We start from the raw sequence: 25,510 nt of genomic DNA on the forward strand, positions 1-25,510 counted from the left end.
TGTCGTTCATCTGAAAAGCGCACAAGCAGCGCGGTAAGTGGGGCGCTTGAAAGCGCCCCATCTCCGTTAGAGTTTGTCGGGGAAAAGTGGAAACCGGTTTCCCCGAAAAGACAAACGAAAACGAAAGAAGTAGGGGATGTCCGGTTCAATCTGAACCGGACATCCTCTAGACGACAATGAAGTCGGACGCCGAGAGGCTCAGATTTTTGCTCAACTGCGCAAACTGAATGGCTGCAACGCCTCCACCGCCATCGGCATCATAGGACAAGGCGCCGCTATCGGTGTCGTAGATAATGCGGTCATCGGCGTCATGAGCGGCTCCGGACGCACTCCGGTAGAATGCACCCAAGGCAAGAGCCCCGTCGCCACCAACACTCTCAAAGATGAGATTGTCCAGCAGGATCGTGTCGTCGACGACCCTGAAGTCCTTGATCCAGTCGATATTGCCATTCCCAAGTGCCGTCGAGAAGCGGAATGCATCCTCTCCTGCGCCGCCAGTAAGCGTGTCAGCCGCAAGACCGCCATCCAGGAAGTCGCTGCCGGCGCCGCCGATGAGCGTATCGGAACCCGCGACACCCGGCTGAGCCGGCGCAGGGGGAAACTCGACCGATACGTTCACCTTGTATGTCGAGCCCGCCGGCACGGCTTCCGCCCAGCCATCGCCCGGAGCTGTCTCCGACCAGCTGCCTTCCAGGATGTAGTAGGTTCCGGTTTCCTGAGTGACGAAGACCAGGCTTGAATCCCGGCTGCTGGTGGAGCCGGGGTCGCCACCACCATCATCGTTCTGGGCGACAATATGGCCGCTGCTGTCGAGCAACCTGACCCAACTGTCGTGGACATTCGGATCTGCAATTCCGTCAATGTCTATCGTGATGACCGTGCCGGCCGCCAGATCGACCTTGTAATATCCGCCCTGGCCGTTCCCGGTGGCGTTCACGGTCGTATGCAGGGTTGTCGTCGAATCGAAGATATCCGGGTCGCTCACCAGGGAGAAATTGTCGGAGACATCGAACGCGGTTGCGATCGAGTTGTTCGCCGCGCCCGGTCCCAGCGTTGCATAACCGGTTCCCATGCCCGGGCGTGGCGGCGCGTCGCCCTGATAGGCGTAATCGCCGAGCAGGGTGTCATCGCCGCGGCCGCCGTCGAGCACATCGTTGCCGCCCTGGCCGGTCAACACGTTGGCCGCGCCGTCGCCGGTCAACCGATCGTTGAAGCCCGAGCCGGAGAGATTTTCAATGGACACATAGGTATCGCCGCCGGACCTGCCTCCCAGGAGGCTGAGCCTTACCCCGCTGGTGGCGTCGGCATAGTCTGCCGTGTCGCTGCCGGCGCCGCCGTTCAGTCTGTCGGCCCCACCGCCGCCGGTCAGGATGTCATCGCCTGTACCGCCGGAGAGCTTGTTGGCCAGGGCATTGCCGATCAGATGGTCGTCGAAGGACGAACCGACGGCATTTTCAAAGCCGACGAGCATATCGTGCCGGATAACGGCACCCCGGCCGACGATCTGCACCGGACCGTCGCCATCGCCACCATTGGCCGTTCCCTTGAGAAGATCGATCGTCACGCCATCGGAACTACCCGCATAAACGACCGTGTCGATCCCGGAGCCACCATCCAGATAGTCCTGGCCGGAGCCGCCGATGATCGTGTCGTTGCCGGCTTCGCCGTACAGGATGTCGCCATCGGCACCGCCGTCCAGAATGTCATTGCCGCCGCCGCCGTTGAAATAGTCGCCGCCGCCCTGGCCCCAGAAATGGTTTGCTGCGGACGTGCCGATAAAGCGGTCGATGCGGTCATCGGAACCAATCAGGTTCTCGATGCTGTAGAACGTGTCGCCCGAGGCGGTGCCACCGCTAGCGACGTTCTTAGCGAGGTTGACGAGCAGCTGGAAAGGGCTCTCCTTGCTGAAATCGACTGTATCGACGCCTGCGCCGCCCCTGAATATATCCACTCCGTCCTGGCCGCTCAGCGTATCGTCGCCGCTGCCGCCATCGAGAATATCGTTACCCTGGCCGCCAAGAATGGTGTCGTTGCCACCGCCGCCGTAGAGCGTGTCGTTACCATCGTCACTTTCGGTCTGGTCTTGAAGGTCCTCGACATCGATGGTGTTGTTGATATCGCGGCTAGCCAGAGAATCCCGGCCACCGATGATCAGGTCGTCACCGCCCTGGCCGAAGATCGTGTCGTCGCCGGCGCCGCCGTCGAGCGTATTGTTGCCGTTGTCGCCGAAGATGATGCTGGTCATCGTGTTGTCGCCAACACTGGGCGGGGTCTCGCTGCCGCCACTTCCGGGCGGGAGAGTCGACTCGTCGGCATAGATGATGTGTTCGACGTTGGCGATTTTGCGGATATGCAGGTTGCGGGACAGAAGGACGACGGTATCGTTGCCACCATTGGCCGCCTCACGCACGACGTCATTAAGGGAGTCGACGAAGTAGATATCATCGCCGCCGTTGCCGGCCATGCGGTCGCCGCCGCCGCGCCCGTCAAGGACGTTGGTTCCGTCATTGCCGATCAGGATGTCATTATACCGGCTGCCGATGCCGTTCTCGACATAGTAGTCGGTCCCGTCGGGGTTGTGCCCGGCAAAGATCGACACGTTGTTGCTATGGCCGTTGACGCTGGAAAACTGTCCGGCGCGCAAATCGAGGATCGTGCCGGCCGTGGAGCCGGAAAAGTCGAGCGTGTCGGTGCCGCCGGTGTCGTGGATCACGAAACCGATATCGTGCTGCATACCCGAGGGGGTAAGGCGGTAACCATCCTGCGCGCTGCCGAAGCCGTAGACATTGTCCCCTGTGTTGAGATCAATTTGCTGATAGGTGCGCACGCCGTTTGCATCGACGGTTGAGAAAAAGCGGCGAATGACGGCCTCGATGTCGGCCATCAGCGGCGTCGAGGCCGACCAGCGGCTGGTTTCGCCGACATCGATCCCATCGAAATAGGACATGACGCTGTATTGCTGGCGATCATACGTCCAGGTCGCATTGTTCAGATAATTGATCTGCACACCTCCGGGACCGCTGTAGTTGTAGAGCCCGGGATGGTTCAGGCCAAATTCATGGCCGAATTCATGGATGAAGGAATCGAAGACGTACCCGCCGATATCGGTCTTGTTCGGCTCCGTGTCGTGGAAACGCTGGCCGATGCTGACATAACGATTGCTCGAATAGGCGCTGCCATCGTCCTGCTCGCCGAGTTCGGGGCTGACAACCTCGATCCAGTCCGTCGTGCTGTTGAACGGCGCGTTATCGACGATCTCGAATTTCAGAGGGGTGACAGACGCCCACATCTGCAAGGCGCCAATCGCGGCAGCCTTGTATTCGGGATGGTCATTGAGCTCGTAGACGTTGATTCTCAGCGTTCCCGCAGCGATCGCCGGCGTCAGGCTACGCTGCAATGCCCCAAGATAGTCAAGGAAGGACTCGTAATCCTCGCTCTTGCCATAAGGGTTGTCCGGGGTCTGATCGTTGACCCACCATTGATCACTGGTCTGGCTTGGATTGGGCATCGTGAGGTTCCTCTCTGAAGATTGTGAGCAGCGCGGCTATGCCGTTCTGCAACTGCCAATTTTCCACAGGCATCGCGTGCGTCTGCCTGTCACCCCCCTGCCCCTCCAAGCAATGTAGGTCGGATCATCAATTTTGTACCCCTACAAAGACGGGGGAAATGTCAGGTTCAGCAATTGAAAACGCAGACGACCGCCCCGGGGGCGACCGATAGGCCGCGAACGCGTAGCCGTACCCGACCGACTGTCGCCTCTGGCGGCCATTCCCAGCGCTTACGATCAGGAAGGGTGCCGGCGTGTGAATATACTAACCAAAACCGCCGGGCTCTCGTCGTGGCCGGAGGAAAGTTCAGTGGCAGATCGGCCGCTCTCCCGAAATCGCCGCATCGGTGCTATCAAGAACCGTCGAGACGTTTGGATGGTCCAAAGGGTGCGGAATAGACAGCGACATGGTGCGAAACGGCAAGCGGCAGTGTTTGGCGCAACCCTTGCCATCAGTGTCGCGCCAACCTTTACGCCTGTTGCCGCCCAGTCGGAATGGCAGGCGCCGCCGTGCATCTATTCCACCACAACTGCAAAAACGACACTCTGCGTCCGCGCTAAAAACTACAGTCGCGACATCTGCGCCGCCCTTGGTCATTTCGCGGAAGCAAATGCCCTGCCCCCCGATTTCTTCGCCCGGCTGATCTGGAAGGAAAGCCTGTTCCGGCCGGATGCCGTCAGCCCGAAGGGGGCGGAAGGCATTGCGCAGTTCATCCCCTCGACAGCGAAACTGCGCGGCCTGTCAAACAGCTTCGACGCACTGGAGGCGCTCGGCAAATCGGCCGAATATCTTGATGCGCTACGCGACCGGTTTGGCAATCTCGGCCTTGCAGCCGTGGCCTACAATGCCGGTGAAGGCGGGTTGGGTACGTTTCTGCGCACCGGCAACCTGCCCTATGAGACGCGCGCCTATGTGCTCGCCATTACCGCCCATCCGGCGGAGGAGTGGAAGGATAACCCGCCGCAGACGCTCGACCTGCGGCTCGACAAGGACAAATCCTTCTATGACGCCTGCACGGCGCTGGCCGACAAGCGCCAATTGAAGGAGATCGAATTTGAGGAGGAAGGGACGTGGGCGCCATGGGGGGCGCAGCTTGCGGCGCATTTCCAGAAATCGGTGGCGCAGAGATTGTTTTTGACCACCATCAGCCGCACGCCGGCGCCGCTCAATGCGGAAAAACCGCTGATTCAGCGCGAGCGCAACGCCCGATTCGGCACCCGGCTGCGCTACACCGCGCGCATCGGCCGTGACACCCGCGCCGAGGCCGACGCGGTGTGCGTGCAGGTTCACAGGACCGGCGGCGCATGCATCGTTTTCAAGAACTGATCGACGTGGGCACAATCGACCGTTCCGTGACCGGTTTGGACGACCGGGTGAAGATGTACGGTCGTCCGGGCTTTCCGGCTGGGCAACCGAGGGCCGACAATGATCGGCAATGCAATCGATCATTCCTGCGGATGTGCCAGATGTGCCGACACTATCCCGTTCACCTTTTCAATTCATCGTCTTGGTTCTTGGAGAATGGCCGGTTCGGATTGAACCGGACATTCTCTGGATTTTTTTGTTTGCGTTTGTCTTTTCGGGAAAACCGGTTCCCACTTTTCCCTGACAAACTCCAGACATGGCCTCGACAGTGTTGCCACGGCAAATTATCTATAAAAAATGACCTCGACTAGCGAAGATACGATTGCGAGCCGCATCAGCCGCATCCTTGCAGACCGGATCGTGACTGGAAAGCTCGATCCGGGCACGAAACTCCGTCAGGATCATATTGCCGAGGAGTTCGGAACCAGCCATGTGCCCGTTCGCGAAGCCTTCCGCCGGCTGGAGGCACAGGGCCTTGCGGTGAGTGAACCGCGCCGTGGCGTGCGGGTCGCAGCCTTCGATCTCAAGGAAGTGCGTGAAGTTGCGCAAATGCGGGCAGCACTCGAGGTGCTGGCGCTTCGCCACGCAGCGCCGCACCTCACGGCCTCGATCCTCGACCTCGCGGAAGAGGCGACAGTCGCCGGCGACAACTCTTACGATGTTCGATCCTGGGAGGAAGCGAACCGTCGGTTTCACAGCCTGATCCTCGCGCCCTGTGGCATGCCGCGTCTGCTTGCGGCGATCAACGATCTGCATGCGGCGAGTGCCCGCTTCCTGTTCGCCAGTTGGCGCTCGGAATGGGAAGTCCGCACGGACCACGACCACCGTGCGATACTGACATTTCTGCGTCAGGGGAACGTCGAGAACGCCGCGGCTGTTCTTGATCGCCACGTGCAGTGGATTGGGCAAAAACCCGTCCGAAATGTCTCCGGAACGACACGGGACGCATTCGCGATCGTCGGCTGACATCAGCCTCTCCCTGACCGGAATTTCCGACCGGTATGCTCGATTCTTCGCCGCTCAATCTCTCGCTATGATTGACGATCATCCCATCCTCAACGAGAGGATGCTTGCATTTGTTCGTATCGTCATAAATTATAGATAATATGTCTTGTTATCTATAATTATGACAAATCAGACATGATCGAGGGAGAGGACCGGAAATGCACCAGGGAAATATCACCCAAGACCGCCCCAGAGCGCAAATTTCCACCCCGAGAGAAGAAGTATCGTTCGAACAGGCACATATTATCTATAATTTCCCATTCAGCGATCTGTTGTTCCGCGCCCAAGTCGTTCATCGGGAAAATTTCGATCCCAACGCCGTGCAGATCAGCCGATTGCTATCGATCAAGACCGGGGGCTGCGCGGAGGACTGCGGTTATTGCAGCCAGTCGGCGCATTCGCCTACCGGGCTGAAAGCTTCAAAGCTGATGATGGTCGAAAAGGTTGTTGCCGAGGCGAAGAAGGCGAAGGCCGAAGGCGCCACCCGCTATTGCATGGGTGCCGCCTGGCGGAGCCCCAAAGACCGCGACATGGAAACGCTCGTTGCGATGGTCGGCGGCGTCAAAGCGCTCGGCATGGAGACCTGCATGACGCTCGGCATGCTCTCGCCCGGCCAGGCCGAGGCGCTGGCCAATGCCGGTCTCGACTACTACAACCATAATATCGATACGTCGGAAGAGTTCTACGCGCAGGTCATCACCACCCGCACATTTGCCGACCGGCTGGACACGCTCTCCAACGTCCGCGAGGCAGGCATGAAGGTTTGCGCCGGCGGCATTCTCGGGATGGGCGAGACGGCGAATGACCGCATCTCCATGCTGGTGACCCTCGCCACTTTGCGCGAGCCGCCCGAAAGCGTGCCGATCAACATGCTGATCCCAATTCCAGGCTCCAGGCTTGCCGATGCTATACCCGTCGACCCGATAGAATTCGTGAGGACCATCGCCCTTGCCCGCATCCTGATGCCGCGGGCCTATATCCGCCTGTCTGCCGGCCGCACGCAGATGAGCGATGAAATGCAGGCGCTCTGTTTTTTTGCCGGTGCCAATTCGATTTTTGCCGGCGACACGCTGCTGACGGCAGGGAACCCGGGAGAGGATCACGATAGAGCACTCTTCCGTCGTCTCGGTTTGAAATCGATGGAACTGGAGCCGGATGAATGACGCTGACGGGGCTCGTTCGTCATGAAGCGACGCTGGCGGGGCTGCAGCGAAAGGAAAGGCTCCGAACCCTGATTAAGCGGGATGGCGCTGATTTCACCTCGAACGACTATCTCGGCTTCGCCGGTTCGACGCGGCTGGCCGCGGCTGTCAATGCCGCGCTTGAGCGTGGCGTGCCCGTCGGCGCCGGCGGCTCGCGTCTATTGCGCGGCAATCACCCGGAGCACGAGACCCTGGAAACGGAGGCCGCTGCGTTTTTCGGCGCCGAGCGTGTCCTTTATTTCGGCAGCGGCTACGCCGCCAACGTCGCGCTTTTCTCAACCCTGCCGCAGCGCGGTGACCTCATCGTGCACGACGCCTTGGTGCATGCCAGCGCGCACGAAGGCATGAACGCCAGCCGGGCGCTCTCAACGCCGGCCGCGCATAACGATGTGGGGGCTTTTGAAGAGGCGATCCTGCGTTGGCGGCGCAAGAGCGGAACCGCCGGCAACCTGTGGATTGCCGTCGAAAGCCTCTACTCGATGGACGGCGATCGCGCACCACTTGCCGAACTCGCGGCCCTTGCCGAAAGGCATAACGGCTTTCTGGTGATCGACGAGGCGCATGCGACCGGCGTGTTCGGCACTAGTGGCCGCGGTCTGGCCGCCGGTCTGGAGAATCGCGGGAATGTTATCGTCCTGCACACATGCGGCAAGGCACTTGGGGCCTCGGGCGCGCTGCTCGGCGCGAGCGCAACGCTCTGTGATTATCTGGTCAACCGGGCGCGCGGCTTCATCTATTCGACTGCACCATCGCCTTTGATGGCCGCTGCGGTACGTGAGGCACTGCGAATGCTCGTCGATGAGCCAGATCGTCGGATGACTTTCGACGCGTTGTGCGCCTTTGCCAATACGGAACTTACCGCAAGGCTCGGCGTGGCAGGCAGCGGCTCCCAGATCCTGCCTGTGCTGATCGGCGACAATGGCCGCGCGGTGCGGATTGCCGCGCGCATGCGAGCCGAAGGCTTCGATATCAGGGCAATTCGCCCGCCGACCGTTCCAGAAGGCACGGCACGGCTCAGAATTGCCATCACGCTCAACGTCGACAGGGCCACGATCATGCGAATGTTCACCCGGCTAACTGCAATCATGGCAGAGGAGAGGATGTGATGCGGTTCGTCGTGACTGGCACCGACACCGGCATCGGCAAGACGGTGTTTTCGGCGGCGTTGGTTGCTGCGCTCGGCGGCGCTTACTGGAAGCCGATCCAGGCCGGGCTCGACGAAGAGACCGACAGCCAGACCGTCGGCCGGCTGGGGCGTCTTCCCGCGGAACGTATTCTGCCCGAAGCCTACAGGCTGCGCACTCCGGCATCGCCGCATCTTGCCGCACGGCTCGATCAGGTGACAATCGAGCCGGAGCGTCTGACACCGCCCGTGACAGACGTCCCGCTCGTCATCGAAGGCGCCGGCGGCCTGTTGGTGCCGCTGACAGACAGCCAGGTGTTTGCCGATGTCTTTGCGCGCTGGCGCATCCCCGTCATCCTTTGTGCACGCACAGGATTGGGCACGATCAATCATACGCTGCTATCGCTCGAAGCGCTGCGCAGCCGCTCGATTCCGATACTCGGCCTTGCCTTTATTGGTGAAGAGCAAGCTGAAACGCAGCGGATTATCGCCGCGATGGGACAGGTGCGAGCGCTCGGACGCCTGCCCCTGCTTGATCCGCTGACGCCGAAGCGACTGCAGCAGGCCTTTCGCGACCATTTTACTCTTTCTTCCTTCCAGGAGAAGACGGCATGAACTCACCAGTCTGGCATCCCTTCACCCAGCACGGGCTTGAACCGCCGATAAAGCGCATCGTGCAAACCGATGGCGCCTGCCTGATCGACGAAGACGGGTCGCGCATCCTCGATGCCATCTCCTCGTGGTGGGTCATCACCCATGGCCACCGGCATCCCGGGATTATGAAGGCGATACAGGCGGCATGCGAGACCTACGACCAGATCATTTTCGCCGAATACACCCACGAACCCGCCGAGGCCCTGGCACGTGGTCTGCTGGAGATCGCCCCGGCGGGTCTTCAGCATGTGTTCTATTCCGACAGCGGCTCGACCTGCGTCTGAAAATGGCGCTTGGATTCTTCCACAATTGCGGCACGCCGCGCAGCCGCATCTGCGTCATGGAAGACGGCTATCACGGCGACACGATCGGCACGATGTCGGCGGGCGAACGTGGCGTCTTCAACCAAGCCTACCAGCCACTGTTGTTTGGCGTCGATCGCCTGCCGTTCCCGGCGCCCGGCTGCGAACAGGCAACGCTCCACGCCTTTGAACGCTTTTGCCTCACCGGCCAGGTGGCCGCACTCCTGATCGAACCGCTCATTCTCGGCGCCGGCGGCATGCGCGCCTATCCGGCGTCGGTCCTCGCTGCGTTAAAGGAAATCGCTGAAAGGCATGGCACCCTGTTAATAGCAGACGAAGTGATGACGGGCTGGGGGCGTACCGGCAGCCTGTTTGCCTGCGAACAGGCCGGCGTAGCGCCGGATATCCTCTGCACCTCCAAAGGGTTGACCGGCGGTTCACTGCCGCTCGCAGCCACGCTCTGCACGGCGCAAATTTTCGACGCGCACCTCTCTACGGACCGTCGCCGCACATTTTTTCATTCCAGTTCCTACACCGCCAATCCGATCGCGTGCGCCGCCGCGGTCGCCAATCTGGCGGTCTGGAACAACGAGCCGGTACGCGAGCGGGTTGGCACGCTTGAGCGGATGCAGAGGGAGAAGTTGCCGCGCTTCGAAGCCAATCCGCGCTTCGCCAACGTCCGACAGGTCGGCACGATCACCGCCCTTGACCTTGTGGTACCGGCGGGCGGCTATCTTTCGCAGGTCGGCCCGCGGCTCAGAGCTTTCTTTCGTGCGCGGAAATTGTTGATCCGACCGCTGGGAAACATCATCTACCTGATGCCACCCTATTGTGTCACCACAGCCGACCTCGACCGCGCCTATGACGCGATTGAGGAAGCGGCCGTGTGCTTCGCGGCAGGACAGCTATAATGGGTGCTCGTTCTTCCCGCCTTGCGGGGTTTGGCCACAGTGTTCCGGGGCGTCGCGTCGAAAACGCCGAGATCGAGGAAAGCCTTGGCCTTGAACCCGGCTGGATCGAGCGTCGGACCGGCATCCGCGCGCGGTATTGGGCGGAGCCGGGCGATACACTGTCCGGTCTTGCGGCGAAGGCCGGAGCAGCCGCCATTGACGACGCCGGCATCGCCCGGGCCGATGTCGCGCTCACGCTTCTCGCCACGTCGACGCCCGATCATCTGCTGCCGCCTTCCGCTCCCCTCCTCGCCCACCGTCTCGGCCTTGCCAATTCCGGGGCGGTCGATCTGGCTGGTGCCTGTTCTGGTTTTCTCTACGCCCTGACGCTCGCCGACGGCTTTGTCCGCGCGCAGGGTCGGCCGGTACTCGTGGTTGCGGCCAATATATTGAGCCGCCGCATCAACCCCGCCGAACGGGCAAGCGCCGTGCTGTTCGCCGATGCGGCTGGCGCCGTCGTCCTGATGCCGTCCGGGGACCCGCAAACAGGGATTCTCGGCGTTGACCTCGCTTCAGATGGCAGTCGATACGGCCTCATCTCAATCCCGGCAGGAGGAAGCAACAGGCCTTTTGCAGCCGATGTTGCGGCAAGCGAATGCCTGATGACGATGCGTGATGGGCGGGAGGTGTTTTCCCAGGCCGTCGAAATGATGGGACATTGTGCGGGACGCGCGCTCGAAGAGGCACGGATGTGCCCCGCGGATATCAGCCACTTCGTTCCGCATCAGGCCAACGCGCGCATTTTCGACGCCGTTTGCAGTCTTCTCGGAATTGAACCGCAAAAAACCGTTCGTACGATCGTGGAGTATGGAAACTCCTCCGCGGCAACAATCCCGCTTTCTCATTCGCTTGCCCATCGGGCTGCGCCTTTCGCCATCGGGGAAAAACTACTCCTGACCGCGGCAGGCGCCGGACTGACGGGTGGTGCCTGTATAATCGGGACGTAAAAGATTACAGCGCTTCATTGTTATCGCGCATTCATCGATCATCGTCGCGGACGAGCCCGGGCTGCTGTCGTCATGCCTCAGGCGATGGTGGGGTAACCTTGGTCAGCGGCCTCCCGATCCAGCTCCGCCAGCACTTCATAATCGGCATCGCCGAGCAGGCTGATGCCGCGCAGCGAGAGCGTGTCGCACACTGCGGCAAGCTCAGGATCGGCAATGGTTTCCGAGAGGGCGCGGCGCAGGATGATGAGGTCCCTGGCCGGCGTCGCGGCGCCGGTGATGAACGGCAGGCCCGGTCCCCGGGGCGTCTCCGCGAGGATTCGTACGCCCGCGACACGATCGGGATCGAAACGCAGGGTATTGCCGAAGGTGACGCAATCGATCGCCGCGACATCCGCCTCTCCGCTCGAAACCGCGTCGATGCTCGCCCGGTGGCCACCGGTCTCCTTGACCGAGGAGAAGAACCGGCCATCGACGGCATGCGGCGCCACGAAGGCCCGAAACAGGTTGTAGCCGGAATTGCTGCCGGGTTCATTGATGGCGGCCCGTGCGCCGCGCAGTGCATCGAGCCCATAACCGCGAATACGCTTACCGAGCACCTCCCAGAACAGCCGCGTCGCCTCCGCAATCGGGGCCGGGCTGACATACATGGCGAGACTGGCAAGCGACATCGGGAAGACTCCGGAAAAACAGTTCGAAAACCTATGCGATACATAGATTTAAACTTTGGAACACCGCCTCGTTGACGAATCTAGCGAGGCGATCAACCCCGAGCGACGGAAACGCCTGACAAAAATGATCGCGACCCCCAGCGTTGCGCGAGATCCAGGCATTCGCGCCAGGAAACGATGGCACCCGTGGTTGAAACGCTGCGGAGAGAGACGGCCGCGCAGGCGTGGGCAAGGCGGAGGCTCTCTTGCGTGCTCCAGCTTTCGTGAATGCCGTAGAGCATGCCGGCTGCAAAGGCATCGCCGGCACCGTTTGCTCCCTTGATCTCGGATTCCGGAATAGCCACGGAAGGCAGGACCGTCCGTTCGCCATCGCGCGTTACCACGATTGCGAAGGTTGGGCAGTGTACCGCGACGAGCTTCATCGCGCCCTTTTCAAGCACCGCACGCGCCGCCCGTTCGCAGGCATCTTGATCCGTCGTATCACCACGGATCGTCTCGATACCGGCAATTGCCCCGATCTCCAGGTCGTTGACGACAAGGAAATCGAGATGCGGCAGGCAGGGCATCACCAGGGCGGCCATCAGCCGCTTTTCGACGCTCGCAAGCTCCAGATTGGTCATCAGACCCGCGGCCCGCGCCGCCTTGAGGACTGCGACCCATCCGTTCGGTTCGTCCTTCCACGGCGCATCGAGAATACGGTGCACCCCGGGCAGACCGAGATGCAGATAGCGCATCGTTGTGGTCGAAAAGTTGAAGTGATCGGGCGTCAGAAGGGCCGCGGTACCCGCATGGAAGATGTGGGTACGCCGATGCGACTTGCGCGAGACATAGGCATCGCAGAACTGCGTGGCAGCATCCGTTACCACCATCTGGCTGACATCAAGCCCCGCCGCCGCGGCGGTATCCCTGAGATAGCGGCCATCGTCGTCATCCCCGACAAGCCCGATCGTCTCGATCGGGATCGACGGGTCGAGATGCTTGATGTCAAGCGCCAGGTTGCAGCTCGATCCACCGCCATGGCGCTCTTCCTCGAAGAGCTCGGCGAGGCCGTCCTCGCCCGGCCAATGGCTGACGCTGCGGTTATAATCCACGCACCATGTACCGCCGGTGAGAATACCCCGCCTCTCGCTCATCATTTGGTCTGTTCCGCCTTGAGGACGGCTTCGGTGACGGCGTTGTCGGCGGAAAGGTCGCGGTGCGGCGCAATGCCGTCCTTCTGCAGGCTGCCGTGATAGGCCTTGACCGCCTCTCCCGGCAGGATACTGCCGGAAGCGACCTCGCGCATGAACCGCACCATGGCAAGCGGATCTTCCGCCAGATTGATCTTGCGGCCGAAGAGTGCGACGCGGGCACCATATTTTTCGGCCTGATAGAGCAGCTCGAAGCAATCGCGGGTCGTGCCGGCTCCGCCGCCGAGAACGCCGACGATGACACTCGGATCGTACGATGCGAGTTCATCCAGCGCCTTTGCGCCATTGTACGGGATCTTCAGGAACTGCGGACGATCCGCTTTCATCACGCCCGCAAGGCAGCGCATCATGACGTCGTTGACGTAATGCGGCTGCAGCTCCGGATCGATCCCGGAATCGACGTTCGGGTTGAAGACCTCGAGGAAGTATTTGAAATTGTTGCGCGCGGCATCGTCGCGAAAATCGGCGAACGCTTCCAGCGCGTGATAGTCATGGTCGAGATCGTTGTTGAAGGTGATGGAATAGAGGCCGAGATCCGTGCCGGTGATCGGAGCGCCGGGGGCGGGATCGATGGTGCCGGTGGCGACACGGGAGAGCGACGCGGAGCGGAACGCCCGGGACGGCTGCTTGGCATAGGTCGCACCGCGGCAAACCCAGACATCCGTCGTGTCATTGGCGCGGATCGCCGGCTTGACCGCACTGCCCCGGAAGACGCCCATGTCGGTCAGTGCTTCCATGTTGGAGGCCGATGTCAGCATGATATCGACGATATCCTGCTCGACGACGGCGCGGATGTTTTCGAGGAATTCCGGGCGCGTGTAGTGGCGCGACCAGCTTCCATCCTTCTGGCGCTTGGGGCCGCAGGAGGTCATGCTAGGGCCCATATCGCCGTCCTTTGCGTCAGCGATGATGAAGTCGTTGCGGGTATATTGGCCGGCACGGATGCGTGCGAGCTTCTGATCCAGGCGATACATGATTTGCTCCGTTCGATGGGGTCCGGCCCGAAAGAGCCGGACAGGATTTTTCAGGCGGTCGCGGCACCGGTCATGATGGCGACCACGTCGTTCATGGTGTGGGTCTTCGGCGTGACGACAGCGGCACGCCGGCCAAGCCGCATGATGTGGATGCGGTCGGCAAGGTCGAAGACATTGGGCATGTTGTGACTGATCAGCACGACGGGCAGGCCGCGATCACGAATGGACCGGATGAGCTCCAGCACCTGCCCCGTCTCGCGCACGCCAAGTGCTGCGGTCGGCTCGTCCATGATCACCAGCTTGCGCGCGAAGAGAGCCGCGCGGGCAACGGCCACCCCCTGGCGCTGGCCGCCGGACAGCATTTCCACGGGATTGTCGATTGCGGGCAGGCGGAACTTCAGCTCGTTCATCGCCTTGCGCGCTTCCTCCCGCATCCGCTTCTTGTCGAGGCGGCGGAAGAGGCTGCCCATGATGCCCGGCCTGCGCAGTTCGCGACCGAGAAAGAGATTCGAGGCGATATCGAGCGCAGGCGCCACGGCAAGGTCCTGATAGACGGTCTCGATCCCGGCATGGCGGGCATCGAGCGGTCCCCGGAAATGAACAGGCTCGCCATCGAGAAGGATCTCGCCGCTGGTCGGATGCAAGGCCCCAGTCAGCGCCTTGATCAGCGTGCTCTTGCCGGCGCCGTTATCGCCGACCACGGCGAGGATTTCGCCGGCCCGCAATTCGAAATCGACGCCATCGAGAGCCGTGACATGACCATAGGTCTTCACGACATTGCGTGCTTCCAGAACCACGCGCGGCATAACGTCATGTGCGATATCGGCCGCCATTATCGTCTCCTCCGGGACATCTGGTCGAGCGCGACGGCGATGATGACGAGGATACCCGTCACGAGGTCCTGCCAGAGCGGGTCGATGCCGGCGAGGGTCAGGCCGTTGCGCAGCACGCCGACGATCAGGGCGCCGATCAGCGTGCCTATCAGGCCGCCGCGACCGCCAAAAAGGCTGGTGCCGCCGATGACGACCGCGGTGATGGAATCGAGGTTTGCGGTCTGCATCGCGTTGGGATCGGCATTGGGGATGCGTCCGAGCGCCAGCCAGGCGCCGATGCCATAGATGAGGCCTGCAAGCACATAGACGGACATGAGGTGCCGCCGGACCGGAATGCCGACAAGGCGGGCTGCCTCGGGGTTATTGCCGATGGCATAGACATGCCGGCCCCATTTCGTCTCATTCAGGAAATACCAGACGACGGCGTAGAGCGCGAACATGATCACCACGCCATAGGTGATGACAAAGCCGCTGAGCTTCATCGTATTACCCGTCCAGGACAGGAACGGATCACGCACCGCAAAGGCGCCGCCTTCCGAGATCAGCCGAAGGGCTGCAGTCAAAATGCCGAGAATGCCGAGCGTGACGATGAAGGGTGGAAGCCTGAGCCCGCTGACGAGCCCGCCGGCCGCAAGCCCGGATATCGTGCAGATCAGGATTGCAAAACTCATCGAAAGAACCGGATCGTAGCCGAGATTGACCAGCTTGCCGGCAACGATCGTGCCGAGCACGCAGATCGCACCGACGGCGAGATCTATGCCGGCCGTCAGGATCACCAGCGTCTGGCCTATGGCCAGGACACCGATTATAACGGTCTGCTGCAGGATGATCGACAGGTTGTGGGTTGCGAGAAATCTTGGATTCGTGAAGGCGAAAATCACGCAGAACGCGATGAGAACCAGGAACGGGCCCGCCGAAGGAGCGCCGAGAATGCGGGCCTTCCAGCTTCTCGGCGCATCGGTCGCGGAAGCAATGACTGTGGTCATGCAAACCTCATGCATCAGGGTCTTGTGCGACAGGCTTGAGCCGTCCGCGCGGGGCGAACGATCGCCCGGCCGGGACCGCGACCGGCACGAGGCCTGACGCGATCCCGCCGGGAGAAACAGGATCAATCACCCCAGCAGTTTTCCAGACCCCAGGCGGTGTCCTTGGATTCCAGACCATCGACAGGCTTGTCGGTGATCAGGAACGAGCCGGTGTTGACGAAACCGCTCGGCTTCTTGCCGGAGGCCGCATAGTCGGCGACGGCATCGACGCCCATCGACGCCATCTTGTGGGGGAACTGCATGACGGTGGCGGCGATCTTGCCATCCTTGACGTCGCGAACGCCGGCGCAGCCGCCGTCGATCGAGGTCAGCATCACGTCGCTTTCCTTGCCGAAGGATTTCAACGCCGCATAGGCGCCGGCTGCGGCCGGCTCGTTGATCGTGTAGACGGCATTGATGTCGCCATTCTTGGAGAGCAGATTCTCCATGCCGACTTGCCCCTTATCCTGCGCCCCATTGGTAATGGCAGCACCGGCAATCGATGGATCGCCCTCGGCGATGCCGAAGCCCTTCAGGTAGCCGTCATGGCGGAAGGTATCAACCGTGCCGCCGGGGGTCCCGTCGAGCATGGCAACCACGGCCTTCTTGTCGCCCATTGCCTTGCGGGCATAGGTACCCTGCTGCACGCCGGCTTCGAAATTGTCTGTCGCGAAGGTGGCGTCGACGGCATCGGCCGGGTCGGTTGCCGTATCGAGCGCGATCACCAGCACACCGGCTTCGCGCGCCTTCTTGATGATATCGAGCATGCCGGACGAGTTGTTCGGCGTAACGAGAATGCCCTTGGCGCCGGCACTGATCAGATCCTCGATCGCGGCGACCTGCCCTTCGTTGTCGCCGTCGAACTTGCCGGCACGGGCGATCAGTTTCAGGCCCTTTTCCTTGGCGCGGGCCTCGGCAGCCTGACGCATCTTGACGAAGAACGGGTTAACCTCCGTCTTGGTGACGAGGCCGACGATGACCTCCTGTGCGGAAGCCGCGCCTGCGCCAAGGGCAAGACCGACAGAGAGACCGAGCGCGCTGATGCCGGCCCGGACGAAATTGGAACGTGCGGAAATGCGCATGCAATGAAGCGACATGAATTCCTCCCAAAAGTGCAATGCCATCGAGCCCCTCCGGCCCCTGGCGAGCTTGGCCTCTCCTCAAAGGCCAAGGGGATTAGGTCATCACTTTTGCATAAAGTCAAATAGCAAAATCGAATCTTTTGTATATTTTTATACAAATATTGCATCGCAATCAAATTATTGGCACGTTGCCGCAGAGCAGCATGGCTGCCGTGCCACCCCAAACCAAAAACCAACATGGAAATGCAATATTATGTCTGAAATTATACATAACTACCCATCCGCAGAAAAACTCTCGCTTTATCTCCGCTCGCGTTGCCGCTAAACCGGGATAGGATCAGGAGTTTGGAATGGGCAGGCCAGGATCGGGACACGGCAAGCCGACGCTGGAAGACGCGGGCGGCATACTTTCTCTGATCGCCACCCGGAGCGCATCATCGCGAGCCGAGCTGCTGCAGGCGTCCGGCCTGTCGCGCGTCACCGTCACCCAGCGCCTGAACGCACTGCTGCTCAGTGGCCTCGTGCACGAAGCGGAGGAAACCCTGCCGAGCGGCGGAAGACCGACGCGGGTGCTGGCCATCAATGCCACAAGCGGCTTCGTGCTCGTCGCCAATATCGGCGAGACGCACATCCACCTCGCCGCCATGGATCTCAAGCCAGCTGTTATCGGGCAGACGACGCTCCCCTTCACCGTCGAAAGCGGACCTCACATCACCCTGACACAGATCGAGGAGGCATTTGCCTATCTGGCAGCGGAGGCGGAAAAGACCCACGGTTTCTTCGTCGGCATCAGCCTCAGCCTGCCGACACCGGTGGATTTCAAACGTGGCTGCGTGGTTGGCCCATCCGTTCTGCACGGCTGGGACGACTACGATATTATCGGCCGCCTCCGGGTTCGTTTCGACGTTCCCGTCTATGTCGAAAACGACGTGAACCTGATGACGATCTGCGAGCACAAGCGCCGCTTCCCGACCGTCGAAGACATGCTGTTCGTCAAGGCCGGCACCGGCATCGGCAGCGGCATGATAGCGGGGGGCCGCATGTTTCGCGGTGCACAGGGCGCTGCCGGTGATATCGGTCATATCCAGTTCCTGTCCGGTGATGCTCCCCTCTGTCGCTGCGGCAAGTTCGGCTGCATAGAGGCGCGCGCGGCCGGCTGGGCGATTGCCCGTGATCTTTCCGCCCGCGGCTTCAAGGCAGAAACCGCCCGCGACGTGATCGAACTCGTAGAGCAGCGCAAACCCGAGGCTTTGATGCTGCTGAGAGCCGCGGGGCGGACGATCGGCGAAGTCATCTCGGATGTCGTCAGCATCATCAACCCGAGCCTCATCGTCATCGGCGGAACGCTGGCACAGGGCGGCGACCTGTTGCTGTCGGGCGTGCGCGAATTGGTCTACCAGCGTTGCCTGCCGCTGGCGACCCGCGACCTCTCCATCGAACTTTCTACCGCGCAGGAAGACAGTGCCATGTTCGGCGCTGCTTACCTGTTGCTGGAGGATGCTTTCGCACAAACGAACATCAGCCGCCTGATCGAACGTTTTGCCACGCGCGCCTCCAACCACGCCCCCCAGGGCCAGCGCGCCTGAGACCCCTACTCACCATTTTACGCGACCTCATCCAAAAACGTCACAGCTTTGCTCTCGTTGATCGAGGCGTCGATAACAGCAAATTCGTCTCGCTGTTCGTGATCCCCGGCACAAGCCGGATCTTGCGCAGCACGGCATCAAACTCGGTGAGGCTTGAGGCGCTCAGTTCCACCAGGAGGTCCCAACGACCATTTGTCGTGTGGATTTGCGAGATTTCCGGAAAGCCTCCGAGGGTGCGGATGACGCGATCCGTCACATGTCCCTCGATCTCGATCATCATGACGCCCCGGACGACGTCTTCAAGGGCATCTGCGCGAAGCATCACGGTGTAGCCGAGAATGGTCCCGTCGTGCTCCATGCGTTCTATCCGGGCGCGCACAGTTGCACGCGATGCGCCGGTTTCGAGCGCAAGATCCGAAACGCTTCGGCGTCCATTCCCGCGTAACAGCGTTACGATTTTCTGATCGAGATCGTCCATGCCATTTTGATCTATGAGCTAATCATTTTGGTCAAATTAGCATGCCGACATGCCAAATTTCAATATTCAATGTGCCACTCTCGTCCGCTAACCTTCCCGAAATCTAACGGGAGTATGTCATGGAATGCACGCTGATCGGCGCCCCCTTGCAAATCGGAGCGGGGCAGCTTGGCTGTGAAATGGGACCGAGTGCTCTTCGCATCGCCGGCCTTCGTACGGCGCTTGAGGAGCTCGGCCATACCGTGAAGGATGTTGGCAATCTCACACCTCGCAGCTTCGACGAGATCCCCCACCCCAATGGCGCGGTCCATCATCTTGGAGAGACCGTCGCCTGGGTCGAGGCGCTGTCGTCGGCTGCCTACGAACACAGCGACAATGGCATGCCCATATTCCTGGGTGGCGACCATGCGATTTCAGCCGGCACGGTTCCCGGCCTCGCCCGCCGGGCTGCAGAGCTTGGCCGGCCGCTGTTCATTCTCTGGCTCGATGCCCATACCGATTTCCACAGCCTGGAGACGACAACAAGCGGCAATCTGCATGGGACACCCGTGGCCTATTACACCGGTCAGGCCGGCTTCGATGGATATTTTCCCACGCTGGTGCACGCGGTACCCACGGAAAACGTCTGCATGATCGGCATTCGCAGCGTCGATGCAGCCGAGCAGGCCGCGATTAAGCGCACCGGCATCACGGTCCACGATATGCGCGTTATCGATGAACATGGTGTTGCCGTTCTCGTGCGGAACTTCATCGAGAAGGTAAAGGCTGCCAACGGCCTCCTGCATGTGAGCTTCGACGTCGATTTCCTGGAGCCCGACATCGCGCCCGCAGTCGGCACAACAGTGCCGGGCGGAGCGACCTACCGCGAGGCGCACCTGATCATGGAAATGCTCCATGACAGCAATCTTGTGACGAGCCTCGACATCGTCGAGCTCAATCCGTTTCTCGACGAACGCGGCAAGACCGCGAAGCTGCTCGTCGATCTTGTCGCCAGCCTTATGGGCAAGCGGGTGATGGATCGCCCGACGCTTGCAGGCTGACGATCGACATTACTTTTGGAGGACAAAATGAACACTGAGCAGAAACTGAACATCGTCCCGTTCGTCAGCGTCGATCACATGATGAAGCTGGTCCTGAAGGTTGGCATCGACCGGTTCCTCGTCGAGCTGGCGGCCGTCATCGAGGAGGATTTCCGCCGCTGGCCGGTCTTCGACAAAACGCCTCGTGTCGCCTCCCATTCCGAAGAAGGTGTCATCGAGTTGATGCCGACAAGCGATGGAACGCTTTACGGCTTCAAATATGTGAACGGTCACCCGAAGAACACCCGCGACGGCCGGCAAACCGTAACGGCCTTTGGCGTGCTGTCTGACGTCGGCAACGGCTACCCGATGCTGCTGACGGAAATGACGATCCTCACCGCGTTGCGCACGGCAGCGACATCAGCCGTCGCTGCAAAATACCTCGCTCGTCCAGACGCCCGCACGATGGCAATCATCGGCAATGGCGCCCAGAGCGAGTTCCAGGCCCGCGCGTTCAAATCTCTTCTTGGGATCGACAAGCTGCGGCTTTATGACATCGACGCCGCAGCGACGCGCAAATGTGCCCGCAATCTCACCGGTCTCGGCTTCACCATCGAGGAATGCACGTCGGTTGAAGACGCAGTCGAGGGTGCTGATATCATCACCACCGTGACAGCCGACAAGCAGTGCGCAACCATCCTGTCGGGCAACCATGTCGGCCCTGGCATCCACATCAACGCGGTGGGCGGCGACTGCCCCGGCAAGACGGAACTGAGCAGGGATATCCTGCTGCGCTCGGACATCTTTGTGGAATATCCGCCCCAGACCCGCATTGAAGGGGAAATCCAGCAGTTGCCGGCCGAGCATCCCGTCCTCGAACTTTGGCAGGTGATGACCGGCGAAATCGAGGGCCGCAGAAGTTCAGACCAGATCACCCTCTTCGACAGCGTGGGTTTCGCGATAGAGGACTTTTCCGCTCTCCGCTATGTCAGGGAGAAAATCTCGGAATTCGGGATGTTTGCGGAACTGGATTTGCTGGCCGATCCCGATGAGCCGCGCGATCTCTATGGCATGCTTCTGCGGTGCGAAGCGAAGTCACAGGCTGCCTGACGGCGAATACCCCTTCCATGATCGCGATGTGCCGGTGACCAACTGCGGCCGCATCTGCATGCATCGCAAGAAGATCAACATCTCATCCGTCATGGCAGGACAACGCCTCGGCATAGAAGAAGTCGATGACGGCATTTGGCTTGTCAGCTTTATGCAGTACGATCTCGGATATATCGACCTGGAGCAGAGAACTTTGCAAACCATCGACAACCCGTTCGGCACGAGGTTGTCACCCATGTCTTAGGGACAAACTGTTACCTATGTCTCCGGGCCGGACAAGTGGAAAGGTGGTAGCGGGAGAGGGACTCGAACCCCCGACACGCGGATTATGATTCCGCTGCTCTAACCACCTGAGCTACCCCGCCATCCAACGCGGCGGGCTTGGAAAGCCGCTGCCGTCGTCATCAGTCGGGCGGCTTATAAGGTGCGGTTCATGCCGGTGTCAAGCGAGCCGTTTCAAATAATTGCAGATTCGAAACGGCCGGTGGACAAGCCGTGATCCTCCTGTCAGCAGCCGATCAGGCTGCAGCCGAACTCTGCAAAAGATCGCGTAGCGCTGCCTCTGCAGCGGCTTCCCGTTCCGAGCGCAGGATGAAGCCGCCGCCATAGACGCGCGCGTCCTCGCCGACGCCGGAATAGAGCGCACAGGCCTGGCCCGGGGCAACGCCGGCTTCCCCTTCGGCGAGCTCGACGTAAATTCCGCCGCCGTCAGCGTGGAGCGTGGCAGGGGCCGGCTGCCGTGTGGAACGAACCTTGGCAAAGCAGGCAAAGCCATTCCTGGCAACGTCATGAATGTCGCCATCGCCCAGCCAGTTGATGTCGCGCAGATAGAGCCGCCGGGTTTCCAGCGCTTCCTTAGGCCCGACAATGACCCGGCGCGATCTTGCATCGAGATGCACGACATAGAGCGGCTCGCCCGTCGCGACGCCGATACCCCGGCGCTGCCCGATCGTGTAGTGCAAAATACCGTCATGGGTGCCAAGCACCCGGCCATCCAGATGCACGATATCGCCAGCCAACGCCGCATTCGGCTTCAACTTCGAAACGATATCGGAATATTTTCCCTGCGGCACGAAACAGATGTCCTGGCTGTCGGCCTTCTTGGCGACAACAAGACCCATGTCTTCGGCAAGGGCGCGGGTTTCCGCCTTGGTCAGATGGCCGAGGGGGAAGCGCAGATAGTCGATCTGCTCCTGCGTGGTGGCGAAGAGGAAATAGCTCTGGTCGCGATCGGCGTCGGTCGGCCGGTAAAGTGCACGACGGCTGGGAGCACCCGGAGCAGGGTTCGGTCGGGAGCGGATGTAGTGGCCCGTCGCCAAAGCATCGGCACCGAGATCACGTGCCGTCGCAAGCAGGTCCGCGAACTTGACCGTCTGGTTGCAGGCAACACAGGGGATCGGCGTTTCGCCGGCGACATAGCTTTCCGCAAAGGGGTTGATCACGGTCTCGCGGAAGCGCTGCTCGTAGTCCAGGACATAATGGGGAATGCCGAGCACCTCGCAGACGCGGCGTGCATCGTCGATATCCTGCCCTGCACAGCAGGAGCCCGCCCGGTGAACGGCCGCGCCATGATCATAGAGCTGCAGCGTGATGCCGAGAACATCATAGCCTTCCCGCTTCAGGATGCCGGCGACGACCGAACTGTCGACGCCGCCCGACATGGCGACGACAACACGCGTGTCTTCCGGCTTGCGATCAAAATCGAGACTGTTCAAGGCAATGAATCCGGCATTCGAGGTTTCAGGCGGCGCTGTTCGAGCGGGAACGGCACTTTACCCTGTTTAAGCCAAACGGCAAAACGCTTGCGGCCCACCAGGGCCGCTCCTATCACATCTACAGCGCTTTATACCTGCTGTACTGCCGATCATATAGAAAGTTTACGCTCGGCGAACAAGAGCACAGACCATCCGGCAAATCGGGGCTGCCTCTTATATCAACTTCAACCGCATGGCGCGGGCGATCGCCTGCATGCGGTTGACGGCGTCGAGCTTGCGGGTCGCAGTCTTGAAATAGCTGCTGACAGTATAGGCGGAAATACCAAGGATGATGGCGATTTCATCACTGCTCTTGCCGGCGGCAGCCCACCGCAGACACTCGATCTCACGCGCCGAAAGCTTGTCGCGCGCCGATGCTCCCGCCTCGAAGGTCCGCTCAAGGCATTCGAACAGCTTCACGAGCGCGAGGTAGATATCGGCGGTTTCGCGCTGGTCGGGGAGATCGCGGCCACCTGACAGCGTGACAATGAAGGATTCGCCATAGGTCGTGTGCAGGTGAGCCGCAAAGGTATTGTCCATTCCGTCCCAGGAAAGGTCTGCCTTTTCCGCATTTTCGGGCTGCATCAGCCGCCCGGTTTCGGCAAACAGCGGCAATTTGGTCTGCCGCAACCGCTCGACGAGCGGGCTCGCGCCGAAGCAGGCCGCGTTATCGTAGCGGCGCACGAGATCGGCCGGCCAGCTGCTCAACACGAGGCGCTCGGCAAAACGCTGGTTTTCTCCCAGGGGGAATCGCACAATCATGAAGTTGCCGAATCCGAACTGCGCGGCGCACTGGCGCATCAGATGCAGCACTTCGTATTCGGTCTGTACCGTCGAACTGCTCATGCCTGAAAGCAAATCAGCATAAGCGTCGTTCCGCAAGACCACCATCTCCGGGTCCCTCATATTCAATCACCAATCTATCGGCTTTGGCCGTTTCAAAAAACCTGGACCCCGACAACCCCCGCGCAAAGCGACTGCCAAAACAAAAACCGCCCAAGACAGCCGGGGCTGCTGGAACACATGATGCTGATCTGGAGAAAATAACTGCCTCGCGAGCGTCTGGAGCATCTTAATAATGCTTCATGCTCAATTTCGCGGCGGATATAGCTAAAATTTTAGCCAAACTAAATAGCAAAATTTGCATGGCTCCCATGCGAGAAGCCCGCATGTCGATAATCCTCATGGTTGTTGCCATGCCTGCGGCAGGCCGTGAGATCCGCTTCTTGGCTCAGCGCGATGTCACCAGACGGCAACCATGGATCGTTTCCGCTACCTGCGCGCGACCCACTCGTCGACCACCTGAAATTATGAGTGAATTGTTACTATGCGTTTAGGCAAATGTTAAATGTGGCAGGGTAAGTTGCGGGAATATGGTCTTGAGTATGTGTAGAGAGTCCAATGACCGAAATGATACGACCCCGCGTGAAATATGTCATCGGCCCCGATGGCAGCCCTTTGACGATTGCCGATCTGCCGCCCGCCAATACGCGGCGATGGGTCATTCGCCGGAAGGCAGAGGTTGTCGCCGCCGTTCGCGGCGGATTGCTCAGCCTGGAAGAGGCATGTGAGCGCTATACGCTGACAGTAGAAGAATTTCTCTCCTGGCAGGCCTCGATCAACGACCATGGTCTTGCAGGCCTGCGCACAACCCGGATCCAGCAGTACCGCCATTAAAGGCAGCCGCGAACGGGACCATCTCGATGCTGGATGGGTCCCGTTCACATCCACACCCCTGCGTGTGAAAATCCGAAGACCATATTTTGCGGGCGGCTTTCTGAACCAGAGGCCGCCTGAATACTTTTCTGCGAAACGGTGCGTCTTTCCCGTGGCATCGCTCGCATGCCATTGTGCCCGCACAACCCTAAGGAGGCGGCGACATGGACATCAGCCAGGAAGAAAACGGATCACACGGACGATACAGCGCAACCCTTGAAGGTCACACCGCGGAGATGACCTATTCCCGCTCGTCGCCCAGTTTGATCATCATCGATCACACTGGCGTGCCGGATGCATTAAGGGGCAAAGGTGTCGGCCAGGCGCTTGCCCTCTACGCAGTCGAGGCCGCACGTAAAGGCGGCTGGAAGATCATCCCGCTCTGCCCGTTCATGCGGGCGCAGGCACAACGTCATCCCGAATGGCAGGATGTCATTCAGGCCTGAAAGACAAACATGCGAAAGACCCATCCTACCCGTCCCCCTCGGGCGGTAAGATGGGTCTTTCGATTCCATGTCCAGGGGTTTGTTCAACCACTGTCCAGGCATGTCCCTGGCCAGCCGGAGGTGCCGTTTTGAGACGGCATCACCGGTCGGCCGTCAGGCGCGCAGCCGCACGTTGCTGTCGCGTTCTTCCAGCGCAGCTGCCTTTGCGTGCTCGGCCTGGACTTCCTCCAGAGCCAATTCCGCAGCATCCTGCTGGATCCTTAACTCGCGTACGGACACCTGCAAATTGTCAGCGCGCTGACGGGCGGCCTTTGCAAATGTGGGATAGGCGAAATGAGAAGGATCGGTGATCCCCGACTTCTTCTCCTCGAAGTTGATCTGGCTTTCCAATTCCTTGGTCATCCGGTCAAACTCGGCCATCATCATTTGAAGCTGGTTCAACTGACGCTGCTTTTCCTTCACCTGAAATTCCTTCAGGCGCACAAGGCTTTCACGTGACTTCATACGCAATACTCCGTGGATAACGAGACCCC

Annotated in this window: 24 protein-coding genes, 1 tRNA gene and 1 pseudogene; 14 read left to right on the plus strand and 12 right to left on the minus strand. The window is 60.6% G+C overall.

Annotated elements, in window-relative coordinates:
* Nucleotides 1-166 precede the first annotated feature (166 nt).
* Entirely contained in the window at nt 167-3,508 is a 3,342-nt protein-coding gene (locus QO002_RS19115; RefSeq protein ID WP_307232530.1) for a M10 family metallopeptidase C-terminal domain-containing protein, read from the minus strand.
* Between the two features lie 415 nt (nt 3,509-3,923).
* On the opposite strand from QO002_RS19115, the gene QO002_RS19120 reads away from it, so the two are divergent.
* The 8 genes from QO002_RS19120 (at nt 3,924) to bioZ (ending at nt 11,096) form a co-directional block, all read left to right on the plus strand.
* Nucleotides 3,924-4,874, plus strand: coding sequence for a lytic transglycosylase domain-containing protein (locus QO002_RS19120; RefSeq protein ID WP_307233535.1), 951 nt, complete (start codon nt 3,924-3,926; stop codon nt 4,872-4,874).
* A 336-nt stretch (nt 4,875-5,210) separates the two neighbouring features.
* Nucleotides 5,211-5,879, plus strand: coding sequence for a GntR family transcriptional regulator (locus QO002_RS19125; RefSeq protein WP_307232532.1), 669 nt, complete (start codon nt 5,211-5,213; stop codon nt 5,877-5,879).
* Between the two features lie 197 nt (nt 5,880-6,076).
* Complete coding sequence (gene bioB / locus QO002_RS19130; protein ID WP_307232534.1) at nt 6,077-7,081, plus strand: biotin synthase BioB; 1,005 nt, start codon at nt 6,077-6,079, stop codon at nt 7,079-7,081.
* Entirely contained in the window at nt 7,078-8,226 is a 1,149-nt protein-coding gene (locus QO002_RS19135; protein ID WP_307232537.1) for an 8-amino-7-oxononanoate synthase, read from the plus strand. Before bioB ends, QO002_RS19135 begins: the two co-directional genes overlap by 4 nt.
* Nucleotides 8,226-8,858: a dethiobiotin synthase gene (gene bioD, locus QO002_RS19140; RefSeq protein ID WP_307232539.1), complete on the plus strand. Its 633-nt coding sequence runs from the start codon at nt 8,226-8,228 to the stop codon at nt 8,856-8,858. Before QO002_RS19135 ends, bioD begins: the two co-directional genes overlap by 1 nt.
* Entirely contained in the window at nt 8,855-9,181 is a 327-nt protein-coding gene (locus QO002_RS30920; protein WP_370878522.1) for an aminotransferase class III-fold pyridoxal phosphate-dependent enzyme, read from the plus strand. Before bioD ends, QO002_RS30920 begins: the two co-directional genes overlap by 4 nt.
* Before the next feature lie 2 nt (nt 9,182-9,183).
* Nucleotides 9,184-10,110 carry an aminotransferase class III-fold pyridoxal phosphate-dependent enzyme gene (locus tag QO002_RS19145; protein WP_370878523.1) on the plus strand — a complete coding sequence of 309 codons (927 nt, stop codon included), beginning with the start codon at nt 9,184-9,186 and terminating at the stop codon, nt 10,108-10,110.
* On the plus strand, nt 10,110-11,096 hold the full coding sequence (bioZ, locus tag QO002_RS19150) for a 3-oxopimeloyl-[acyl-carrier-protein] synthase BioZ (RefSeq protein ID WP_307232541.1): 987 nt from the start codon (nt 10,110-10,112) through the stop codon (nt 11,094-11,096). The genes QO002_RS19145 and bioZ overlap by 1 nt, the downstream gene beginning before the upstream one ends.
* Before the next feature lie 77 nt (nt 11,097-11,173).
* Here the strand turns inward: bioZ and QO002_RS19155 are convergent, their stop codons facing one another.
* The 6 genes from QO002_RS19155 to QO002_RS19180 all read right to left on the minus strand — a co-directional run bounded on the left by QO002_RS19155 (nt 11,174) and on the right by QO002_RS19180 (nt 16,883).
* The gene (locus QO002_RS19155; protein WP_307232543.1) at nt 11,174-11,764 is read right to left on the minus strand and encodes a phosphate/phosphite/phosphonate ABC transporter substrate-binding protein; all 591 of its coding nucleotides are present in this window, start codon (nt 11,762-11,764) and stop codon (nt 11,174-11,176) included.
* Nucleotides 11,765-11,856: 92 nt separating this feature from the next.
* Nucleotides 11,857-12,900 (minus strand): carbohydrate kinase family protein, encoded by a 1,044-nt coding sequence (locus QO002_RS19160; protein ID WP_307232545.1) that lies wholly within the window; start codon nt 12,898-12,900, stop codon nt 11,857-11,859.
* Nucleotides 12,897-13,928 carry a beta/alpha barrel domain-containing protein gene (locus QO002_RS19165; RefSeq protein WP_307232548.1) on the minus strand — a complete coding sequence of 344 codons (1,032 nt, stop codon included), beginning with the start codon at nt 13,926-13,928 and terminating at the stop codon, nt 12,897-12,899. Before QO002_RS19165 ends, QO002_RS19160 begins: the two co-directional genes overlap by 4 nt.
* Nucleotides 13,929-13,978: 50 nt before the next feature.
* Complete coding sequence (locus QO002_RS19170) at nt 13,979-14,761, minus strand: ATP-binding cassette domain-containing protein (protein ID WP_307232550.1); 783 nt, start codon at nt 14,759-14,761, stop codon at nt 13,979-13,981.
* On the minus strand, nt 14,761-15,747 hold the full coding sequence (locus QO002_RS19175; protein WP_307232552.1) for an ABC transporter permease: 987 nt from the start codon (nt 15,745-15,747) through the stop codon (nt 14,761-14,763). The genes QO002_RS19170 and QO002_RS19175 overlap by 1 nt, the downstream gene beginning before the upstream one ends.
* A gap of 122 nt (nt 15,748-15,869) precedes the next feature.
* A complete protein-coding gene (locus tag QO002_RS19180) occupies nt 15,870-16,883 on the minus strand; it encodes a substrate-binding domain-containing protein (protein WP_307233537.1) in 1,014 nt (337 codons plus the stop codon).
* A 335-nt stretch (nt 16,884-17,218) separates the two neighbouring features.
* On the opposite strand from QO002_RS19180, the gene QO002_RS19185 reads away from it, so the two are divergent.
* Nucleotides 17,219-18,454, plus strand: coding sequence for an ROK family transcriptional regulator (locus QO002_RS19185; RefSeq protein WP_307232555.1), 1,236 nt, complete (start codon nt 17,219-17,221; stop codon nt 18,452-18,454).
* A 40-nt stretch (nt 18,455-18,494) separates the two neighbouring features.
* Here the strand turns inward: QO002_RS19185 and QO002_RS19190 are convergent, their stop codons facing one another.
* The gene (locus tag QO002_RS19190; RefSeq protein ID WP_307232557.1) at nt 18,495-18,932 is read right to left on the minus strand and encodes an Lrp/AsnC family transcriptional regulator; all 438 of its coding nucleotides are present in this window, start codon (nt 18,930-18,932) and stop codon (nt 18,495-18,497) included.
* 119 nt (nt 18,933-19,051) lie between these two features.
* On the opposite strand from QO002_RS19190, the gene rocF reads away from it, so the two are divergent.
* The 3 genes and pseudogenes from rocF to QO002_RS19205 form a co-directional block, all read left to right on the plus strand.
* Nucleotides 19,052-19,972, plus strand: coding sequence for an arginase (gene rocF, locus QO002_RS19195; RefSeq protein WP_307232559.1), 921 nt, complete (start codon nt 19,052-19,054; stop codon nt 19,970-19,972).
* Between the two features lie 27 nt (nt 19,973-19,999).
* On the plus strand, nt 20,000-21,061 hold the full coding sequence (ocd, locus tag QO002_RS19200; RefSeq protein ID WP_307232561.1) for an ornithine cyclodeaminase: 1,062 nt from the start codon (nt 20,000-20,002) through the stop codon (nt 21,059-21,061).
* A pseudogene (locus tag QO002_RS19205) lies at nt 21,054-21,305 on the plus strand (hypothetical protein); the annotation flags it as partial. The gene ocd and the pseudogene QO002_RS19205, both read left to right, overlap by 8 nt.
* Before the next feature lie 44 nt (nt 21,306-21,349).
* On the opposite strand, the gene QO002_RS19210 reads toward QO002_RS19205, so the two are convergent.
* From QO002_RS19210 to QO002_RS19220, 3 genes are all read right to left on the minus strand, one after another.
* Nucleotides 21,350-21,426: transfer RNA gene (locus tag QO002_RS19210), tRNA-Met, on the minus strand.
* 153 nt (nt 21,427-21,579) lie between these two features.
* Entirely contained in the window at nt 21,580-22,776 is a 1,197-nt protein-coding gene (mnmA, locus tag QO002_RS19215; RefSeq protein ID WP_307232565.1) for a tRNA 2-thiouridine(34) synthase MnmA, read from the minus strand.
* Between the two features lie 213 nt (nt 22,777-22,989).
* Nucleotides 22,990-23,721, minus strand: a complete 732-nt coding sequence (locus QO002_RS19220; protein ID WP_442417765.1) for a LuxR C-terminal-related transcriptional regulator — start codon at nt 23,719-23,721, stop codon at nt 22,990-22,992.
* A 495-nt stretch (nt 23,722-24,216) separates the two neighbouring features.
* On the opposite strand from QO002_RS19220, the gene sciP reads away from it, so the two are divergent.
* Nucleotides 24,217-24,492 (plus strand): CtrA inhibitor SciP, encoded by a 276-nt coding sequence (gene sciP / locus QO002_RS19225; protein ID WP_062455190.1) that lies wholly within the window; start codon nt 24,217-24,219, stop codon nt 24,490-24,492.
* Between the two features lie 203 nt (nt 24,493-24,695).
* A complete protein-coding gene (locus QO002_RS19230; RefSeq protein WP_307232575.1) occupies nt 24,696-24,977 on the plus strand; it encodes a GNAT family N-acetyltransferase in 282 nt (93 codons plus the stop codon).
* A gap of 153 nt (nt 24,978-25,130) precedes the next feature.
* Here QO002_RS19230 and QO002_RS19235 read toward each other — a convergent pair whose 3' ends face one another.
* Complete coding sequence (locus QO002_RS19235) at nt 25,131-25,481, minus strand: flagellar export protein FliJ (protein WP_307232577.1); 351 nt, start codon at nt 25,479-25,481, stop codon at nt 25,131-25,133.
* Between the last annotated feature and the right edge of the window lie 29 nt (nt 25,482-25,510).

This window comes from Pararhizobium capsulatum DSM 1112, assembly GCF_030814475.1.
Classification (GTDB): domain Bacteria; phylum Pseudomonadota; class Alphaproteobacteria; order Rhizobiales; family Rhizobiaceae; genus Pararhizobium; species Pararhizobium capsulatum.

Bases quoted from the DNA above. Each gene is read 5' to 3' on its own strand.
- QO002_RS19115 (WP_307232530.1), bottom strand. From the start codon at position 3,508: ATGCCCAATCCAAGCCAGACCAGTGATCAATGGTGGGTCAACGATCAG.
- QO002_RS19120 (WP_307233535.1), top strand. From the start codon at position 3,924: ATGGTCCAAAGGGTGCGGAATAGACAGCGACATGGTGCGAAACGGCAA.
- QO002_RS19125 (WP_307232532.1), top strand. From the start codon at position 5,211: ATGACCTCGACTAGCGAAGATACGATTGCGAGCCGCATCAGCCGCATC.
- bioB (WP_307232534.1), top strand. From the start codon at position 6,077: ATGCACCAGGGAAATATCACCCAAGACCGCCCCAGAGCGCAAATTTCC.
- QO002_RS19135 (WP_307232537.1), top strand. From the start codon at position 7,078: ATGACGCTGACGGGGCTCGTTCGTCATGAAGCGACGCTGGCGGGGCTG.
- bioD (WP_307232539.1), top strand. From the start codon at position 8,226: ATGCGGTTCGTCGTGACTGGCACCGACACCGGCATCGGCAAGACGGTG.
- QO002_RS30920 (WP_370878522.1), top strand. From the start codon at position 8,855: ATGAACTCACCAGTCTGGCATCCCTTCACCCAGCACGGGCTTGAACCG.
- QO002_RS19145 (WP_370878523.1), top strand. From the start codon at position 9,184: ATGGCGCTTGGATTCTTCCACAATTGCGGCACGCCGCGCAGCCGCATC.
- bioZ (WP_307232541.1), top strand. From the start codon at position 10,110: ATGGGTGCTCGTTCTTCCCGCCTTGCGGGGTTTGGCCACAGTGTTCCG.
- QO002_RS19155 (WP_307232543.1), bottom strand. From the start codon at position 11,764: ATGTCGCTTGCCAGTCTCGCCATGTATGTCAGCCCGGCCCCGATTGCG.
- QO002_RS19160 (WP_307232545.1), bottom strand. From the start codon at position 12,900: ATGATGAGCGAGAGGCGGGGTATTCTCACCGGCGGTACATGGTGCGTG.
- QO002_RS19165 (WP_307232548.1), bottom strand. From the start codon at position 13,928: ATGTATCGCCTGGATCAGAAGCTCGCACGCATCCGTGCCGGCCAATAT.
- QO002_RS19170 (WP_307232550.1), bottom strand. From the start codon at position 14,761: ATGGCGGCCGATATCGCACATGACGTTATGCCGCGCGTGGTTCTGGAA.
- QO002_RS19175 (WP_307232552.1), bottom strand. From the start codon at position 15,747: ATGACCACAGTCATTGCTTCCGCGACCGATGCGCCGAGAAGCTGGAAG.
- QO002_RS19180 (WP_307233537.1), bottom strand. From the start codon at position 16,883: ATGTCGCTTCATTGCATGCGCATTTCCGCACGTTCCAATTTCGTCCGG.
- QO002_RS19185 (WP_307232555.1), top strand. From the start codon at position 17,219: ATGGGCAGGCCAGGATCGGGACACGGCAAGCCGACGCTGGAAGACGCG.
- QO002_RS19190 (WP_307232557.1), bottom strand. From the start codon at position 18,932: ATGGACGATCTCGATCAGAAAATCGTAACGCTGTTACGCGGGAATGGA.
- rocF (WP_307232559.1), top strand. From the start codon at position 19,052: ATGGAATGCACGCTGATCGGCGCCCCCTTGCAAATCGGAGCGGGGCAG.
- ocd (WP_307232561.1), top strand. From the start codon at position 20,000: ATGAACACTGAGCAGAAACTGAACATCGTCCCGTTCGTCAGCGTCGAT.
- QO002_RS19220 (WP_442417765.1), bottom strand. From the start codon at position 23,721: ATGAGGGACCCGGAGATGGTGGTCTTGCGGAACGACGCTTATGCTGAT.
- sciP (WP_062455190.1), top strand. From the start codon at position 24,217: ATGACCGAAATGATACGACCCCGCGTGAAATATGTCATCGGCCCCGAT.
- QO002_RS19230 (WP_307232575.1), top strand. From the start codon at position 24,696: ATGGACATCAGCCAGGAAGAAAACGGATCACACGGACGATACAGCGCA.
- QO002_RS19235 (WP_307232577.1), bottom strand. From the start codon at position 25,481: ATGAAGTCACGTGAAAGCCTTGTGCGCCTGAAGGAATTTCAGGTGAAG.